We start from the raw sequence: 17,646 nt of genomic DNA, 5'->3' as shown, positions 1-17,646 counted from the left end.
CCCACGGGTGTGGGGTGAGTCGGGGCCGCGCCGGGGGGTATCCGTCCTCGGTCGGGCGGTTGCCGTACGGCAGAGAGGTCGACGTCCGTTGAGGCCCGCCGCTGCGGGCGGACACCCCCCGACGCGTCCCCTTGCCGCCGTACGCGGCCGCGGGAGCGTTCATCACCCGCGGCCGGGGCTCGCTCTACTGCGACTCTCGTCGTGCGCGGTCGCGGCGGCGGAGTAGGAGGAGGCCGCCGGCCAGGGCCGTGATGCCCGTGGCGGCCGTCCAGCCCAGGAGGTCGTTCGAGCCGGTGGCTGCCAAGTCGCCGGCGGTGGACTGGGAGGGCGATGCCGCTGGGCCCGTCTGGGGGCGGGGGTCCGAGCCCGCTGTGGAAGTCGTCGGTGTTGAGGTAGGGGAAGTGGCCTTGTCCCTCGTGAACGTCAGGGTGCCGAAGCCCAGTTGGTCGTAGCCGCCGCTGTTGGGGCCGTAGTCTCCGCCGCCGCCCTCGGGGGTGGACTTCGCGGTGATTCGGGTGAGGTACGTCGCCGGTAGGCCGCGGCGCTTGGTGTAGTGGTTGGTGATCATCGCCCAGATGGGGCGGGTCATCTCGGGGTTGACCGGGGCCGCCTCGGTTACGGTCTCCGAGCCGGACCAGCCGTTGATCGCGCCCTTCTTGCGGGTGCTCGCGGTGAAGGGTACGTCGCCGCCCAGGGCCCACTTGGCGACGTACTGGGCGCCCTTGAGGAAGCGGCTGTCGTCGTAGCCGTAGAGGTCGATGCCCTGGTTCCAGGCCATCTCGCAGAACGTGCCCATCAGGCCGACGCCGAGGAGGGCGTGGCCCTGGTCGCGGCCGGCCTCCAGCCATTCGGCGAGGCCGTCGTCGTGGACCACGGGGATGGCGTTTTGGAGGGAGCCGAGGCCCTCGCCGTGTTTGAAGTAGTCGACGGCTCGGGTGACTTGGGCCTTGTCGTCGCAGAGGATGCCGGTCGCCAGGACGCAGCACATGTTCGCCAGGTCCCAGTTGGTCCAGTAGTTGCTGATGACGGCGCCGTTGTGCCGGACCAGGAAGTCGTCGCTGAGGGAGGAGAAGGACTTGGTGAGCATCTCCTGGAAGCGGGCGAGCTCGAAGTCGTCGTGGTCGCGGACGAGTTCGGCGGCGTTCGCGAACTGGTAGCCGTACAGACCCGCCGCCAGGAAGCGGTCCGCGCTGCCCTGGACGCTGGTGAGGGTGGCCGACCAGGCGTTGAGGATGGCGACGGCCGTGTCGGCGTGCGCCGTCTCGCCGGTGATGTGCCAGCGCAGGGCGTTCTGGTAGGCCGAGTGGATGTCCTTGTACAGCGCCCCGTAGTTCTCCGGTGTGCCCGAGCCGCGGTAGACGGTGGCGGCGGGGCGGGGCTGCCAGCTGCTCTGTGCGTGCGGGTTGGCGGTCAGCTTGGCGAAACCGGCCGTGTAGGGCTGGGCGCCCGCCTTCACCTTGGCCGCCATCCGGTCCAGGTCGGTGCGGGTGTGCAGCAGGCCGGGGTGGGCGAAGGAGGCGCCGGCCGCGGCTGCCGGGGGTGCGAGCGCGGTCGTACCGAGTCCGACGCCGATGGCTCCTGCGGCCGTACCTGTGGCCTTGAGCATGCTCCGGCGGCTGATCTGTCGTGTCACGTGGCTCATTCCTCGCGTGCCTGTGGCTGGGGACGGAGAGGAGACGGAGCGACACTGCGGGGGATAACAAAAACTCCGGACGCCGATGAGGGAGCCGTACCGATGACCGTTCGCAGGATCGTGCCCAACGTCGATGCCGGGTCGGAGGAGGCGGTGGGGACCAACCGTGACTTCTACGGCCTGCTCGGCTTTGAGGAGGTCATGGACATGGGCTGGGTGACGACCATGGCGTCCCCCGCCAACCCCACCGCCCAGATCAGCTTCTTCACCGAGGAGCGCACCGCACCCGTCGTCCCCGACCTCAGCGTGGAGGTCGAGGACGTCGACGCCGTGTACGCGCGGGTCGTGGCGTCGGGTGCGGAGGTCGTACGGGACATCCGGGACGAGGAGTGGGGGGTACGGCGGTTCTTCGTACGCGATCCTGGTGGGCGGGTGGTGAATGTGCTCACCCATCAGGGGGAGTGACGCGTGAGGCGTCAGGCCTTGCGGTCCGCCATCGCCCAGGACGCCAGGGCCATCGCGCCCGCCACCGTGAACACGGCGGGCCAGGCACCCACCTTCTTGGCCAGCGGGTGGGAACCGGCGAAGGCCGTCACATACGCGGCGGTCAGCGCCCCGGCGGTTCGGCCGTCCGTCTGCTGTCGCCACTGCTGTGCGGCGGCCGCCCCCGCGACGGCCAGGACGACCCCGCCGAGCTGCCGTTTCCTGGTCCAGCGGGCCACGCCGTACCCGCCTACGAGCCCGCCCGCGGCGACCACCGCACTGGGGACCTTCGCCATGTTGCCTCCCACCACTCCTGCTGCCGGATGCTGCCCTGTCACACTACGTCGGCCATGCGGTCCACCTGGTCGGGGTCCTGGCCGTAGCAGTAGAGCATCACCTCGTCGACGCCGAGGTCGGCGTAGGCAGTGAGAGCGGCGCGGATCTCGGCGGGGGTGGTGAGCAGGCCGGCGACCATGCGGTCGGGTGTGCCTGTGAAGGCGTAGTACGCGTGCATGCGTGTGCGTGCGTCGTCGATCACGTGCTGTGGGCCCAGCGCGACGTTCACCTGGGCCACGAGGCGCGGGTCGCCCTCGCGGCCGTACTCCTTCCAGAATCCGCGGACCGTGTCGAACAGGCCGCCCGCCCATGAGGGAGCCGCCGCTGCGAGGAAGCCGTCGCCCCAGCGGGCGACGCGTTCGAGGGCGGCGGGCTTGAAGCCGCCGAGGAGGACCTGCGGGCCGCCGATGCGGGTGGGCACCGGGCCGATGGGGCCGACGACCTCGTCGTAGGGGTCGCCGTGCCACAGGCGGCGCATCGTCGCCATCTGGGCGTCCAGGCGGCGGCCCCGGGTGCGCGGGTCGGTGCCCGTGGCGCGGTGGTCGTCGTTCCGGCCGCCGATGCCGAGGCCGAGGGTGAGGCGGCCGTCGGTCATCCGGTCCAGGGTGGCCGCCTGCTTGGCCAGCAGCGCGGTGTCCCGCAGCGGGGCGAGCAGCACCTCGGTCTGGACGCGGACGCGGGCGGTGGCGCCGGCGAGGACGGCGAGGGCCACCAGGGGCTCGGGGTTGTCGTAGACGAGCCGGTCGAGCAGGCCGAGGGTGTGGAAGGGGCCGTCGTCGGCGCGCCGGGCCCAGGTGAGCAGGGTGGCCGGGTCGCCGATGGGCAGGCCGATACCGATGTTCATGAAAGAGAGCCTCCGGAACGAGGGGTCGACAAAGTCACTGCCGCCCCTCCTGCACCTCATCGAGGTGGGACGCTCCCGCTCTGCGGCCTGTTTCCAGGGGAACGTCTCGTCGAAGTCGACTCACTGTAGGGCCGGTCGAAATCGTGGGACAAACGAATATCCGACTCCGTGTCATCAGTCACCTACGTCAGTCGTCGTCGCATTCGGCGGCTGAGAGGTGCTCGGCGAGGGCGAGCAGTACGCAGAGGTTCGGGATTCCGGACATCACGGAGCCCCATACCTGCCATCGCCCGGCGGCGCGTACGGCGACGGAGCCCTTGAGGACCTCGATCCGCTGCACCTGTGCCCAGCGCACGGCCGTTCTCCGGGAGCCGACCTCCGTCCCGGTGATCCACACCGGGCCGAAGTCGAGGCGTTCACCTCGGGCCAGCGCGGCCAGGGCCCGGGGCAACTGGGCGTCGGTGACGGCAAGGTGGATCTCGGGGCCCCACACCTCCGGTTCGGCGAAGTCGTCGCGGCGCAGCACGATCCGCTCGCCGTCGATGTCGAGGAGCACGTGGGTGCGGACGATGCCCCGGGGGGAGAGCTGTCTGCGTCGCCGTACGACCGTCGTGTCGTAGCGGACGACGTGGATCCGTCCGTCTACGGCGACCGTCAGACCGTGCGCGTAGAGGTCCAGACGGGCAGCCGCGGTGCTTCCAGTGCTGCCGCCGGGCCGTCGCAGCAGGCGTAGTGCCCTTGTGGCGGCGGCAGTTCGTGGAGCGGTCGATTCCGCCGTGTCCGGTGCGCGGTAGGTGGCGTGGCGGCGGCCGAGATGCGCCCGGCCCGCGGCTTCGGAGACCCTTGCGAGGAGCAGTTCGGCGGCGCGGTTGTGGCTCCCGCCACTCACGCCGCACCCGCCCGCCCGCGTCCCGACTCGTCCCCACGCAGCACCGACCAGCGTGCCCGGCACAGCAGTTCGCCCGGTGCCACCTCCAGCTCGGTGGCCAGTCGTCGTGCCGTGCGGTCGTAGACGGTCAGGGCTTCCGCCCGGCGGCCGGACCGGTGGAGTGCGTGCATCAGGAGTGCGGCGACCGGTTCGTTCAGGGGCTGTTCCACGGACAGAGCCGACAGGTCCGTGATCGCCTCGGTGACCCGGCCGAGCCGCAGCTGCCACTCCGCCCTGCGCTGCGCCAGGGCCACCCGGCGTTCCGCGAGCCGCAGCCGCTCCAACTCGGCCAAGGGGCCCGGCAGTCCGGCGAGGGGCTCGCCGCGGAACAGGTCCAGCGCATGGCCGTACAGCCGTACCGCCTCCGTCGCGTCACCGGCCCGCTCGGCGGCGTCGGCCGCGTTGACGAGCTCCTCCATGCACGTCACATCGACCTCGACCGCGTCCCGGGCCAGCCGATAGCCGTACCGGTCCCGGCCGATCACCGTCTCCGGGCACTCCCCGAGCCGCAGGCCCTTGCGCAGCCGGTAGACGTAGACCGGTACGACGTTCGCGCCGGGCGACTCCATCCCCCAGACGCCGTCCAGCAGTTGCTGCCGGCTGACCGACCGGCCGGGGCTCAGCGCCAGCGCCGCCAGTACGGCCTGCTGCCGGACCGGGCCGACGTCCACCGTCCGCCCGGCGAACCGCGCCCGCAGCGGGCCGAGCACACAGACCCGGAGGCGTGCGTCGGGTCGGCCCCGGACCGTGGTTCCCGGTGCTGTTCGCCTGCGGGGCCCTTGCCCCGGTACGACGAGTCCGCAGTCGAAGGCGTGCACGATGGCCGCGGCCCGGTCGCGCAGCCCCAGCTTCAGCAGGACGTGGCCCAGTTGTGCGGCCACCGCATGCTCGGGCAGCGCGAGCGCGGCGGCGATCTCGGCGTCCGCCAGGCCGCAGCCGAGCGCGCGGAGCAGCTCACGTTCGTGGGGGGTGAGCGCGGCGAGGTCCGGGCGGGCCGGGTGGCCCTTGCGCATGGTCGGGCGTCCCTTGTGCGCGGTCGTCGTAGGCATGGCGATTCCCCGTTCTCCGGACCGGTCGATGCGTTCGTTGCGGTCGATCCCGTCGATGCCATCGAAGGTGGCCCGGGTGGAGGAAACGTGGACAGGCCATTGAGGCGGTCATATGTGGCCGGTGGCCGCGCTAGAGTCCCTCACCTGCGAAAAGTCGCTATCTGTGGGGGAAGGGCCGTGACTTGTGGCCGGTGAGTTCGGCGAGGTGCTGCGACGGCTGCGGACGCGGGAGGGGATGACGCAGGAGGAGCTGGCGGAGCGTTCCGGGGTCAGTGCGCGCACGATCCGGGGCCTGGAGACCGGCAAGCGCACCAACCCGCGCATGATCACGGTCCAGGAGCTGGCCAAGGCGCTTCAGCTACGGCCCCGGGAGCGCGAGGAGTTATTGAGCGCCGCCGTCCCACGGGACGAGGACGGCGATGAACCGGACGGCCGGGAGGGCTTGGACGAGCCCGACGGGATCGGCACACCGGCCGAGCTTCCGGCCGACCCCCTCACCCTCGATCCCACCCCCGCCGAACAACTCGCAAGGCTCATAGCCACCCGCTGGCAGCGCGAAGAGGAACAACGCCAGGTCCAGGACCCGTTCCCCCTCCCCGTCCGCTGGGACACGGCCCCCGAGACCCTCACCGACCACTGGGCCAACATCCTCCGGCTCCCCGCGAACGCCACCGCCGAACCGCTCGACCTCTCCGGCGAACTGGGCGAGATCGCCGCCACCTACCGGCGCTTACCGTCCGGGCGTCTCGTCCTCCTCGGCCGGTCCGGCTCGGCCAAGACGATCCTGGCCCTGCGTTTCGTCCTCGACCACCTCAAGACGCGTACGCCCGCCGAACCCGTCCCCGTGATCTTCAGCATCGGCGCCTGGAACCCCACCACCATCACCCTGCGCGACTGGCTCACCGAGCAGTTGATGCGCGACCACCCCGGTTACGCCGCCCGGGGCGAGGGCCGGGAGAGCCTCGCCGCCGAGTTGGTGGAGACGGGCCGGATACTCCCTGTACTGGACGGCTTCGACGAGATCGCCGACGGTCTGCGCCGCCCCGCGCTGGAGGCGCTCAACACCACCACTCTCCCGCTGGTCCTCACCAGCCGGCCCGATGAATACGCCGCCGCGGTCGCCGAGACCGATGTGCTGACGTCGGCAGCCGCGATCCGGCTCACCGACCTCACCCTCGACGACCTGGCCGCCTATCTGCCCCGCACCACCCGCAAGTCGGGCCGCGCGAACCCCACGGCGAACGCCTGGGACCCGGTGCTGAGCGCACTGCGCGAGCAGCCGGAGGCACGACCCGAGGCGCCTCTGGCCATCGTCCTGAAGACCCCGCTGATGGTCGCCCTCGCCCGCACCATCTACAGCGACACCCCCGACCACGACCCGGCCACCCTCCTCGACACCGACCGCTTCGACAGCCCGGAGGCGCTGGAGGACCATCTCCTGGACAACTTCATCCCCACCGTCTACCGCCATCGTCTGCACGGCAGCGCGTCCGGCAGGGCGCACCAGGGCTTCGACGCCGATCGTGCCCGGCGCTGGCTGGGCTTCCTCGCCCACCATCTGACCCGGCTCAGGACACCCGACCTCGCGTGGTGGCGGCTCGGCAATGGCCTGCACGGCTCGACGCGCGCCCTCGTCACCGCCGTGATCACGGGGCTGGCCATCGGTGTCGTCGACGGCGTTGCCGGTATCGCCTTCCACGGGACGTTCACGGGGCCGGTCGTGGACGCGGCGCTCGTCGGGCTGCTCGCCGGGCTGATGTTCGGGTTCGTGCACTGGCTGACGTACACGGCCAAGGGCAAGCACGTCACGCCGTCCACCGTGCGGCTGCAGATCCGCGGCCGACCCGAGACCACCGCGTGGAAGGCCGGTCCGCGACTGGTGATCGGCACCCTCGGCGGGGCGGTCTTCGGCTTCGGGTACGGGTTCGTGATCGGGCTGGTGAAGGGGTACGCATGGACCGACGACGTCTCGCTCGTGCTGCACATCGCGCTGGTCGACGGGCTCGTCTACGGCTCGGTCTTCGCCGCCGGTGCCGGAATCACCTTCTGTCTCCTCGGTGTCCTGGAAACCCCTCTCGACCTCGACTCGGCCGTCAACCCGCGCAGCCTCCTGATGACCGACCGGGGCGCCGTCACCACCCAACTGCTGGTCTGGGCCCCGGTCTTCGGGGCCGTCGTCGGCTTCGGCAGCGGAGTGGTGGTGGACCTTCTGCAGCGGCCGCTGGGCCCGCTCATCTGGACCTCCGGAGCCGGACTGATCCTCGGCACCATCAGCGGCCTCGGCGGCGCCCTCGGCTATGCGCTCACCCTGACGGCCTGGGGCCAGTGGCTCGTCCTGACCCGGGTGTGGCTGCCGCTGACCGGGCGGCTGCCCTGGGCGGTGCTCACCTTCCTGGAGGACGCCTACCAGCGTGGCGTGCTGCGCCAGGCCGGCGCGGTCTACCAGTTCCGGCACGCACGGCTGCAGCACCATCTCGCCCGGCACCACGGCCGTTCCACGCTTCACGACGATTTCATCGCCCCTCCTTAGCGTCTGGCGCCGCAGTACACACCGACCGACGGCCACCGGACCATGGGGGACACCATGCCGAGCACCCACAGCGTCGCCACCACCCTCGCCCTGGCGGCGGCGATGACCCTGACCGCCGCCGCCCTCACACCCGCCGTCGCGCAGGCCGAGGAGGCCCCGGCCCACTACTACGTCGAGATCGGCGGCACCGGCGCCGCGCTGCCCGCGCCGCAGTGCACCGGGACGTTCTACTTCGCCAACCAGCGCCTGGAGGAGGGCGCGAAGGTCGTCCCCGTCTGCTACCCGTCCAGCGCCGGCCCCTGGCTCAACGGCCGGAACGCCCCCGACCTCACCGCGCCGAGCTACGACAGCAGCGTGGCCCAGGGCTACGACAACCTCCTGGCCGCCGTCGAGAAGACCCACCGCGAGGACCCGACCGCACGCCTCACCATCGTCGGCTACTCCCAGGGCGCCCAGGCCGCAGACGCGGTCCTGGAGGCCATCGCGAACGGCGCCACCTCCGTCCCGCGCGAACAGGTCGACGGCAAGCTCTACGCCGACCCGAAGCAGCCCGACACCGGCATGTGGGCCAAGGTCCCCAAGGGCCTGGGCGCCCTCGGCTTCACCTCCACCGGACCCGGCCCCCGGGAGTTCCCGGGCGTCCCCGTCGCCCGCTTCTGCATCAACGGCGACCTCGCCTGCGACGCCACCACGCCGGTGGCCGCCCTCGACTTCTTCCTCACGGACAAGCACTCGCGCTATGTGAGGGAGGGCAATGTGATGTCCAGGACCATCGCGCAGGAAGGACTCAACGGGGTGTTCTGGTCCGACTCCTGATCCCGCCGCCGGGCCCAGGGGGCCGCGGGGCTACGCCCGTGAGCCGGGCCCCCGCTCCAGCACGACCGTCCGCATACCGCCCGCCCCGCTCTCCTCGTGCCGCACCCGCAGCCCGGCCGTGCGCAGCTGCTCCAGCACCCAGGCGTGGGAGAGGCGCAGCTTGCGGTAACTGCGGGCGGTGAGCGTCCAGCCGGTGTCGGCGCGGGTGTGGATCAGGTCGTGCACGAGGACCGTGTAGTCGTCGTAGTCGTCCGGGTATTCGAGGAAGCACGTCATGATGCGGTCCTCGGTGGCCCGGACCGGAAGGAAACGGTCCGTACCGGTGAGGGGGACCGTCAGATCGCGGTAGGCGAACACGGCCGTCCCCTCGGGCGCGAGCGCGGCGGCGACGTCGGCGAAGAGGGCGGCCACATCCCCGCGGGTCGGCAGATGCGTCAACGTGTCACCCAGGCATACGACCGCCCCCACCGACCCCGGCCGTACCAGCTCCCGCAGTGCGCCCCGCACATCCGCCCGCACCACCCGTACGGCGGGCAAGTGGGCGGCGTGCGCCGCGAGTTCGCCGAGCAGCGGCCGGCTCAGATCGACCGCGAGGACGGAGTCGAAGCCCATACCTGCCAGCGCGAGCGACGCCTGCCCCGGACCGCACCCCAGATCCACGGCCAGCGCCCCGGCCGCCGGACCGATCGCCGACCCGGGCGTCACACCCCACGCCGAGAGCGCGGCACGCTGCCCCGCGGCGAGCGCGTCGAGGTCACCGCCGAGCATCCAGGTGTAGTGCTCGGCGAGGAAGTGGTCGTAGTGGCCGACGGCCTGGTCGAGGGGGCGCTCGCCGTCGAGGGCGCGCTCCTCGCGCCAGTCGATGGACGCGTTGATGGGCGCATTGATGGAGGCATCGATGGGTGCGTCGATGGATCGTGCCGCGGCGGTCGTCATGGGCGAGGGCTCCCTTCGTTCCGGGCAGGGCGAGGGAAATGTACGGCGCGGTACGGGAGTTGAGGGGCGCGGCCGAACCAAATTCGGTGGCGCGGGAAGAATGACGGCCATGGACGACACTGATTCGGCGATCCTCACCCATCTCCAGCGCGATGCACGGCTCACCAACCGCGAACTCGCCCGCAGGGTAGGCATCGCACCCTCCACCTGCCTGGAACGCGTCCGTGCCCTGCGCGCCCGCGGAGTGATCACCGGCTACCACGCGGCCGTACAGCCACGCCTGCTGGGCCGCACCTTGCAAGCGCTGATCTTCGTCAAACTGCGCCCGCTGAGCCGCCAGGTGATCTACGACTTCGAGGGCTATCTCACCGGACTCCCCGAGGTCGTCTCGGTGTTCGTGGTCTCCGGCGACGACGACTTCCTCGTCCATGTGGCCGTCCCGGACATCGAGCATCTGCACGACTTCCTGATGGACCGCTTCAGCGCCCGCCGCGAGGTGGTGACCTTCCGCAGCTCGGTGATCTACCGCCAGACGGGCACGCGCGTCCTGACGCCGATCGAGCCCCAGTGACCCGCTGATCGGCTGGCTGCTCTCAGACCCCGTCCAGCAGGCACATGAGGCCGAGGTCGAGCTCCGGTCCCAGCTCCTCCCTCCCCGGTTCGACGACGGCGTACGACCGTTGCAGGAAGCGCCGCAGCGACGCCGTACCGAATCTGACGACCGCCATGCCGTGCGGCGCGTGGAACTCGATGACCGTCCGCGACCGCCCGCACGGCACCATCCGGACGTCCCCGATCCCGGCCGCCGCGTCGAGCCCCTCCTCCAGCAGTGAGCGGGCGAACGTCCAGGTGACGCCCTGCGCGTCGTCCGAGACATGGGCCGGGAAGTCGATGTGCACGGCGAAGGGTTCGGCGGCGGAGTAGCGCAGCGTGGGACGTATCGGCAGCGCCGGGTGGCCGGGGTCGACGAGGCGGGCGCGGACGGACTGCTGGAGGGCGGGGCGCATGGGGTTCTCCGTGGTGATGGCCGGGCGGCTGCCGGTCGGACGCCGGTTGGTTGCCGATTGAACGGTTGCCTGTGCGCCTCTATGACGGCCCGACGACCTCGTCGATTACGCGAAACCGGAACCCCGCCCCTGTGATCTAACTCACCCGAACCAGTTGCTTGAGAATTTAGTCATCTACGCTGACAAACCCTTCCGCGCCCATCAGCTCAGCCGGCAACCGGAGCGTTCCCGCCATGTCCGACGGTTCCCCCAAGGTGCCCGCCCAGGCGTCACCTCCCCCGTCCGCCACCGCCTCGTACGCCCGTATCTACGAGGAACAGCAGCCGCGCCTGGTCGCGTACGCGCGCTCGCTATCCCGCAACAACTCCTGGGTGGCCGAGGACCTGGTCGCCGAGGCGCACTTCCGCGTCTGGCGCCGGCTGTCGGAGGGCCATGAGATCGAGAACGTACCGGCGTACCTGATGACGACGGTGCGGCATCTGGCGGCGACGGCAGGGGGCGAAGCCCGCGAAACCCCGCACGACCCGCACGCCGTCCACGCGGAGGGCACCGCCGACCCGGCCGAACAGGTCTCCTCCGTGGACCTGTTGGTGCGGGTACTGGGTCAACTCCCCGAACGCTGGGTCCAGGCGCTGTGGCTGGCCGAGGCGGAGGGCCAGCCGCTGGAGGCGGTCGGCCGCCGCATAGGCGCCAAGCAGGGCGCTACGGCCGTCCTGCTGCACCGCGCCCGCGAAGGCATGCGCCAGGCCTTCCTGCGCTCCCAGACCGGCGCCCCCGACGACCCCGCCTGCGAGGTCCACTGGGTGCGCATGCCGGCGTACGTCCGCGGCAACGCCACACCCCGCCAGTCCGAACGCCTCCTCGCCCACGTCGACGCCTGCGCCGACTGCCGCGGCCGGCTCGCGGTACTGATGCGCGCCAACGACCGCCTGCCCGCACTCGTCGGCCCGGCTCTGCTGGTCTTCGCCGTGGGCGGCGCGGGGAAGTTCCTGCTGTCGTTGGCGGCGGGGTCCGCGGGGGCGGTGGGCGCGGTCGGCGGCCTGAGCGGGCAGTTGGGTGGTGCGCTGCATGCGGCTCGGCAGGCGGTGACGGGTGGCGCGAACGGGGTCGGCGGCGCGGGCGCCGTGAAGGCTCCGGCGGCGATCGCGGCCGGGGTGACGGTGGCGGGTGCGGCGATCGTGATGATGCTTGCGCTCGGTACGGGTGGTTCTCCTTCCACGCCGGTCACGCCTCGGGTTCCGTTGGCGGAGGCGCCGGTGGCGGCTCGGCCTTCAGAGGGGCCGGGGGTTGGGACTGGGGCTGGGGATGGGGGCGAGGCGGGGACGCCGGGGGTGCCGGTGGGGAGTGGTGACGTTGAGCCTGTGACTGCGGTGGCGGTGAAGGTGGAGAGTGCGCCGAGGGTTGTGGCTGACCCTGAGGTGCCGAGTGTTGATGAGCCGGCTGTGCCGCCGCCGCCGAAGGTCGAGGGTGGGGCGGAGAAGCCGGAGCGGCCGGAGAAGCCCGAGAAGCCCGAGAAGCCCGAGGCTCCCGGTGCTGAGGTGCCCGCGCCGGTGGAGCCGACACCGCCCTCGACTCCCGTAGAGCCGGGGCCGGTTGAGGAGCCAGAGGCCCCGGAGGACCCGGCCACCCCTGAGTACCCGGAACCCCCCGCCCCGCCGGAGGCGACCGACCCCGAGCCGACTCCCGAGCCGATTCCCGAACCGACCCCTGAACTCCCGGGCGACCCCGGCGGCGGCTGCGACAACTGACCGCCGATCAGGCGACGTGACCCACGTCACCACCACCCGCCACCAAAGAAAGCGTCTACCGTCCCCCCGGTGCTGGCATGCTCATGCATGACTACTGGGGGGTAACCAAACGTCACGGTCACCGTCGGCAAGCACAACGCCGCAACGGCCGTACAGCCATGCCTGCCATGCGATGGCGGTCGGCCCCCCCATGCGTCACCTCCTGCAGCGCACCCCCATACCCCGCTCCCGAGGAACACGCATGCACAGACTCAGATTCAAGAGACAGGCCCTGCTCTCCCTGTCGGCGATAGCGATCGCGGCCGTACTGACCACCGGCTGTTCCAGCGCCACCACCACCTCAGCCACCCCCGATCCCACGACGACGGCGGCCGAGAGCCCGAAGCCCGCCGCCGCGGCCCAGGAGCAACTGGCCGTGGTTTCGGCCCCGTCCGGAGAGGCCACTCCCACCGCGGTGGCGGAGGGAGCAGCGCCGGGAGGCACGGCGAAGAAGTCTTCCCTCAAGGTCGCCTCGTACGACAGGAAGACCGGACGGGCAGTCATCGCGGCGCAGCCGGCCAAGAAGCCGACCACCGGGGCGCCCTCCGCAGGGCCCACCACCCCGACGGCGAAGCCTTCCGCCCAACCCCCGGTGACCACCGGCGACATCATCGCCAGCGCCCCCGCCCCCGGCGCCCCCGACGGCGTTCTCGCCGAGGTCACGAAGGTCGTGGGCACCGCCGAAGACGGCGGTACGTCCGTCGAGACGGCACCGGCGAAGCTGAACTCCGTGCTCGGCGCGAGCAAGGCCCAGGGCGAGGTCCCGGTGGACCCGTCGACGGTCGAGGTCGAGCCGCTGGTCAAGGGCGTCAAGGTCTCCTGGGCGAAGACCGGCGACCTCCGCTTCGGCCCCGAGGGGGCGAAACTCCCGCTCGGCAGCCTGCGGATGGACGTGGGCGCGTCGGTGGCCACGGCCGAGGGCGCCCCGGCGTCGGCATCGGCGTCGGCATCGGCGTCGGTGGAGGGCTTCGTACAGCTGGCACCGGAGGTCGAGTTCTCGTACGACGGCTCCGGCGGGAACTCGGGCCCCGGCGCCGCCTTCCTGGGCCTGTCGGGTGACTGGGCTTCCAAGTGGTCCTTGAAAGGCCGGGCGGCAGGTTCGCCCAACGGCGGGCAGCCGATCCGCATCCCCTTCGCCAAGCTGCACGCCGACCCGGTGATCCAGGTGGGCCCGATCCCGGTCGTCGTCAATCTCGACCTGACCTGCTACATCCAGGTGAACGCCGACGGCAAGGTCACGGTCGACGTCGAACAGGACCTCAAGGGCGACTTCCGGGTTGGCGGCTCCTTCTCCTGGGCGAAGGGCTGGATGCCGGTGAGCGAGTCCGAGATGAAGGGCGAGCCTCTCAAGACAACGGTGACGGCGGCCGGCGACGTCAAGGCCGCGCTGGGAGCCGAGGCCACGGTCGGCCTCTACGGCACGGTCGGCGTCACCGCCGACCTGGCCCCGTACCTACGCGCCCACGCCGAGACCTCGGCCGGGGGCACATCCGACGGTACGGGCACGGCAGCGGCCGCCTACGCCCTGTACGGCGGCGTGGACCTGACCGGCACCCTCAACCTCCAACTGAGCATCTTCGGCACCCCGATACTCCAGACGAAGGTCCCCTTGGGCGCCGTACACCACGAGTGGCTGTTGACGGAGGGGAAGGCGACGGCCGCCTGACCGGAGGAAGTGAGCGGGCTCCAGCGGGCGTAAGAGGGGGGCGTCGGCAGCCGTAGGAGGTCAGTCCCCATCGCTGGAGCTGGAGCCCGCCCCCGACCTCCGCCCACTACTACGACTCAGCACCCGCACCACCTCGCCCACCCCCAGCGTCACACTGGCCACCACCCGCACCCACCGCGGCCCACCGCGCGAGGCCCACACGACACACACGCACCCCCCGACGGCGAGCACCAGAATCCCCACCAGAATGAGCACGATCATGCTCAGCCCCCCTTCCGTTCCTCTTCCGCCACGGCCGGCGCAATCCTCTCAGCCGGAAGAGGGACCAGGCGCCCGGGCGGTTGCTCTCAGGGAAGCGGCAGATCGGGCTGAGCCACCCGCCAGTACTGCCGCGTCTTCTCATCCCGCACGACGACACCGAGCCGCAACAGCTCCCTCCGCAGCTCACGGACGTGCTCCGCGCCCCCGTCCTTCCCCCGTACGGTCGCCCGAGCCCGCAACAGCGCGTCCGCCCCGGCCGGCAACCCCGGCATCCCGGGAGCCCAGAGCCGGAACTCCTCCCGATACGGATCCTCGTCCGCCCACCGATACCCGTGCGCGGCGAATGCCTCGGCAACCCGAGCCCGGTCCAGCTCGCACACCTCCCGAGCAACCTCGCCACCGCCCACCCCCAGCAGCACGAGCTCCTTGCCGTCCCGCACCACAAGCCCGACCTCGTCGCGCCCGAACTCCTCCGACGACCCCCTGACGCCGAGCACCACCCGACTCGGGGACACGCTCACCACCAGCGACTCATGCACCGCGACGAGCCCGACCACCAGCCCCAGCCCGGCCCCCGCCCCCACACTCCCGACGCTGAGCCAAGGCTCGGGAACGGAATTCAACAGTTTGGCGGGCCCCTGAAGCGGCGCCCAGGCCAAGGTCACCAGCCAATCGGCAAGAAGAGTGACCAGCCACCCCCCGACACCCCCACACGCCACCCAAAACAACGTCAGCCCCCAGGCAGACTGCCTGAGTACGACGCCCGTGCCTTCGGCACCTTTCACGCTGTCCCCCGCTCTCTCTCCCGATGTGCCGAGTCTGGCGAGGGCCCGTACCCGCAGTCATCGTCCGATGGTCTGCGCCACTGCGACTTTGGTCGCGCGCAAGACATGGGCCCCGGTGCCGGGTGCGTGACCCGGGCACCAGGGCCCTTTCTCTTCTCGGTTCTCGTTCTCGGTGAACTACGAGACGGATCCGCTATCACTCAGTGGTGGCACTCGGACCCGACGCCGCCGAACTGCGCGCCAGGGTGACCCTCACCATTGAGCAAGTTGCCCGCAAGGCCGTTGAGAATTCCGACCTGACCGAGAATGTCGATGTTCATGTCGTGCGACTTGCAGTGCCCATGGCCATGCTCGCCGTACGAAGGCTGTGCGGAGGCGGTGCCGGTGGCTATGAGGCTGAGGGTCCCGACCATCGTGGCCGCGAGAGCGGCCTTCTGAAGCTTGCGCATGTCTCCTCCTTGATTCGAGTAGAGCGCGCCATTAAAGATCCACTTAGCGCTCATTTCGGAGGCTAGTCGGATATTCCGCACACCGCTCATCGAAGCTGCCATACGGGCCACACCCATGAGGACCAATCAGCTCTACGACGGCTACGACGGCGTGAGTCCCCATCAGCTGAGGCGCGCACCGCCGAGCCGACTGCTCAGGGCTGCCGCGCCGTGGCCCGAATACCGGCGAGCACCACGCCCACAATCCGCTCCGCGTCCTCCCGGGCGAACGAACGCATTCCGCGATTGACGATCAGATGTACCGGCCCGGAAATCCTCTCGCCGAGGAACGAGCTGTCCACCGGGGGCAGTTCACCCCGTTCGACGGCGATGTCCACGCGACGCCGCATGGCCGCCACACGCTGGTCGAGGATCTTGGTCAGCGCCTGGACGGTGGCGGTGTGGCGGGCGGGCTGGATGGTCTGTTCGAGGGTCCGGCCGAACGGCGTCTCCAGGCCCCCGGCGAGCGCCACCAGGAAGTCCACCAGGTCGGCGTTGGTGACGAGGGAGCGGCCGGTGCGAGGCTGGGCAGCGATGGTTTTTTCGGGCGGGTACGTCTGGATCACGGGTTCACCTCGCAGTTTGGCTAGCAGGAACTCCTGACCCTGCGTGGGCGGTTCATCGACCAGCCGGACACGCTCGAACCACTTGCCCTGTGCCGTCTGCGCGCGGACGTTCTCGCGCCACGCGTTGTCGAGATCGCTGGCGATGTCCTCGCCTGCAGGCGGCGCGGGACACGGGCGAAGGTCTCGGACGCCTTGACGTCCCGCAGCTGAGCGAGTTGCTCTGGGGCGGTCTCCCGCTCGCCCTGGACGAGGATCTCGTCCGTGCCCTCGATGTCGTAGAGGGTGGGGCAGTCGCCGTCGTCGCTGGTTGTGCCGAGGAACCTGAGCGTCATGTTGCCCTCCAGCTGGGTGGTTGGAGATCCAGGATGTGAGTGCAAGCGATGGTGCGCTCAAGGACTGCAGCAGATTGCGTCTTTGGGGCCGTAGGTACGGATTGCGCGCAAGCGAGGTTGCTCGTTACGGAATCCCTACGCGGCGGGTACGGGACAGTTCAAACAGCGGAACGATCGAGCATCGCTGCTCATAGGCGTGCTTCCCGCGAACTCAGAGAATCCGCCATTGTCGTTGCGGTATACGAGGCCAATTCCGTGGTCGGCTAGCAAGCCGCGGAGGTCCTCTCGGGGGAGCGCAGGTGTAAGCATCATCAGGTGGAAGGGCTGGTCGGGAACAAGGTCTTTTAAATGACGCTGTGCATGAAGCAGTTGAGCCAGAGCCTGAGTGATTGATTCGGGTGCTGCACTGCCCGTGGGCTGGTAAACCGTGTGGTTCGTCTGGTTGTAGATCTCGAATGAGATCTGATCAGTCGAGTTCTGGAGGGACAGCTCCATCTGCCCTATGTCCATCCCGGCTGCGCTCTCGTGCGCTTCGAATGCATCCGCCAGTTCGTCACGGATCGATTCTATTCGGGTAGTCTCAGTTTGCGGTTGACGCTGACGCCTCTGGCGGCGGTATGCCCGAGCGACGCGCCCTGCGGTCGACTGAAATCGTATCCGGGAGCGGCTGGCCAATGGCAGGGTGTCGGAATCCTCCCGTATGAACGGGCCGGTGGGGCGAAGTCGGAAGACGATGACATTGCGGTCATGATTCAATTCATCTTTGGCTTCCCGTATGTCGTACGGTGTGCGCTCGTCAACCTTGAATTCTCCTATATATTTGTGCTTTCGCGTACCAGTTCCTGGAACATTGCCCACCGCGACGAAGACGTGCAGAGTGCGCCCCATATTTGCGTGGTTCAGAATAGCGGCATTTCCGCCGTCTAAGGTCTGGTCGCCGCGTTGCCCGACTCCGGTATATGTGAATATGGGTCCCGATGCATCGTTCTCGGCGAGCCATCCATCCCGATACCCATAGCGCTTACCTATTTTACTGTCGGAGAATATGAGAACGTTGCGTTTTTCTACGGCTGGGCAGATTCCCTGGAAGCTGCTGCCGCCGAGGACGGGGTGGATCTGTGCACGCGTGAGGATGTCGCCAGGCGCGAAGCCGGCCGTGGGTGTCGTCATGATCCGAGGCTAATGGTTTCAGAGCTCAC

17 protein-coding genes and 1 pseudogene are annotated in these 17,646 nt (G+C 70.1%); 6 read left to right on the top strand and 12 right to left on the bottom strand.

Translation table 11 applies throughout. The annotated features are described in order from the left end of the window. Window positions 1-184: 184 nt before the first annotated feature. The gene (locus tag IE325_RS36930; protein ID WP_373315286.1) at window positions 185-1,642 is read right to left on the bottom strand and encodes an alginate lyase family protein; all 1,458 of its coding nucleotides are present in this window, start codon (window positions 1,640-1,642) and stop codon (window positions 185-187) included. 93 nt (window positions 1,643-1,735) lie between these two features. On the opposite strand from IE325_RS36930, the gene IE325_RS36925 reads away from it, so the two are divergent. After that, window positions 1,736-2,098 (top strand): VOC family protein, encoded by a 363-nt coding sequence (locus IE325_RS36925; RefSeq protein WP_190074532.1) that lies wholly within the window; start codon window positions 1,736-1,738, stop codon window positions 2,096-2,098. A gap of 11 nt (window positions 2,099-2,109) precedes the next feature. Here IE325_RS36925 and IE325_RS36920 read toward each other — a convergent pair whose 3' ends face one another. From IE325_RS36920 to IE325_RS36905, 4 genes are all read right to left on the bottom strand, one after another. Continuing rightward, window positions 2,110-2,412 (bottom strand): hypothetical protein, encoded by a 303-nt coding sequence (locus IE325_RS36920; protein WP_190074531.1) that lies wholly within the window; start codon window positions 2,410-2,412, stop codon window positions 2,110-2,112. A gap of 38 nt (window positions 2,413-2,450) precedes the next feature. Next, window positions 2,451-3,296: an LLM class flavin-dependent oxidoreductase gene (locus tag IE325_RS36915; protein WP_190074530.1), complete on the bottom strand. Its 846-nt coding sequence runs from the start codon at window positions 3,294-3,296 to the stop codon at window positions 2,451-2,453. A 187-nt stretch (window positions 3,297-3,483) separates the two neighbouring features. Further along, window positions 3,484-4,185, bottom strand: coding sequence for a DUF6585 family protein (locus tag IE325_RS36910; protein WP_190074529.1), 702 nt, complete (start codon window positions 4,183-4,185; stop codon window positions 3,484-3,486). Further along, the gene (locus tag IE325_RS36905) at window positions 4,182-5,273 is read right to left on the bottom strand and encodes an AfsR/SARP family transcriptional regulator (RefSeq protein WP_190074528.1); all 1,092 of its coding nucleotides are present in this window, start codon (window positions 5,271-5,273) and stop codon (window positions 4,182-4,184) included. Before IE325_RS36905 ends, IE325_RS36910 begins: the two co-directional genes overlap by 4 nt. A 184-nt stretch (window positions 5,274-5,457) precedes the next feature. Between IE325_RS36905 and IE325_RS36900 the strand changes: the two genes are divergently transcribed. Then, a complete protein-coding gene (locus IE325_RS36900) occupies window positions 5,458-7,803 on the top strand; it encodes a helix-turn-helix domain-containing protein (RefSeq protein WP_190074527.1) in 2,346 nt (781 codons plus the stop codon). 54 nt (window positions 7,804-7,857) lie between these two features. Beyond that, complete coding sequence (locus IE325_RS36895; protein WP_190074526.1) at window positions 7,858-8,619, top strand: PE-PPE domain-containing protein; 762 nt, start codon at window positions 7,858-7,860, stop codon at window positions 8,617-8,619. A 30-nt stretch (window positions 8,620-8,649) separates the two neighbouring features. On the opposite strand, the gene IE325_RS36890 is transcribed toward IE325_RS36895, so the two are convergent. Then, complete coding sequence (locus IE325_RS36890) at window positions 8,650-9,555, bottom strand: methyltransferase domain-containing protein (protein ID WP_190074525.1); 906 nt, start codon at window positions 9,553-9,555, stop codon at window positions 8,650-8,652. Window positions 9,556-9,664: 109 nt separating this feature from the next. Between IE325_RS36890 and IE325_RS36885 the strand changes: the two genes are divergently transcribed. Beyond that, window positions 9,665-10,126 carry an Lrp/AsnC family transcriptional regulator gene (locus IE325_RS36885; RefSeq protein ID WP_190074524.1) on the top strand — a complete coding sequence of 154 codons (462 nt, stop codon included), beginning with the start codon at window positions 9,665-9,667 and terminating at the stop codon, window positions 10,124-10,126. Window positions 10,127-10,148: 22 nt separating this feature from the next. Here the strand turns inward: IE325_RS36885 and IE325_RS36880 are convergent, their stop codons facing one another. Next, the gene (locus IE325_RS36880) at window positions 10,149-10,562 is read right to left on the bottom strand and encodes an SsgA family sporulation/cell division regulator (protein WP_190074523.1); all 414 of its coding nucleotides are present in this window, start codon (window positions 10,560-10,562) and stop codon (window positions 10,149-10,151) included. 233 nt (window positions 10,563-10,795) lie between these two features. Here IE325_RS36880 and IE325_RS36875 point away from each other — a divergent pair, with 233 nt between their 5' ends. Both IE325_RS36875 and IE325_RS36870 read left to right on the top strand, forming a co-directional pair. Then, a complete protein-coding gene (locus IE325_RS36875; RefSeq protein WP_190074522.1) occupies window positions 10,796-12,310 on the top strand; it encodes a sigma-70 family RNA polymerase sigma factor in 1,515 nt (504 codons plus the stop codon). Between the two features lie 241 nt (window positions 12,311-12,551). Next, complete coding sequence (locus IE325_RS36870) at window positions 12,552-14,015, top strand: hypothetical protein (protein WP_190074521.1); 1,464 nt, start codon at window positions 12,552-12,554, stop codon at window positions 14,013-14,015. Window positions 14,016-14,362: 347 nt separating this feature from the next. On the opposite strand, the gene IE325_RS36865 is transcribed toward IE325_RS36870, so the two are convergent. From IE325_RS36865 to IE325_RS36845, 5 genes and pseudogenes are all read right to left on the bottom strand, one after another. Continuing rightward, on the bottom strand, window positions 14,363-15,061 hold the full coding sequence (locus IE325_RS36865) for a YqeB family protein (RefSeq protein WP_190074520.1): 699 nt from the start codon (window positions 15,059-15,061) through the stop codon (window positions 14,363-14,365). A gap of 200 nt (window positions 15,062-15,261) precedes the next feature. Next, window positions 15,262-15,510: a hypothetical protein gene (locus IE325_RS36860; protein ID WP_190074519.1), complete on the bottom strand. Its 249-nt coding sequence runs from the start codon at window positions 15,508-15,510 to the stop codon at window positions 15,262-15,264. A 194-nt stretch (window positions 15,511-15,704) separates the two neighbouring features. Continuing rightward, complete coding sequence (locus IE325_RS36855; protein ID WP_229912293.1) at window positions 15,705-16,115, bottom strand: TetR-like C-terminal domain-containing protein; 411 nt, start codon at window positions 16,113-16,115, stop codon at window positions 15,705-15,707. Window positions 16,116-16,190: 75 nt separating this feature from the next. Continuing rightward, window positions 16,191-16,508, bottom strand: a pseudogene (locus IE325_RS46350) (hypothetical protein); the annotation flags it as partial. Between the two features lie 74 nt (window positions 16,509-16,582). Continuing rightward, window positions 16,583-17,617, bottom strand: coding sequence for an SRA domain-containing endonuclease (locus IE325_RS36845; RefSeq protein WP_190074518.1), 1,035 nt, complete (start codon window positions 17,615-17,617; stop codon window positions 16,583-16,585). Between the last annotated feature and the right edge of the window lie 29 nt (window positions 17,618-17,646).

Origin of the sequence: Streptomyces lanatus, assembly GCF_014655715.1 — a bacterium.
Taxonomy (GTDB): Bacteria; Actinomycetota; Actinomycetes; order Streptomycetales; family Streptomycetaceae; genus Streptomyces; species Streptomyces lanatus.
This window is presented reverse-complemented; position numbering and strand designations above follow the sequence as displayed.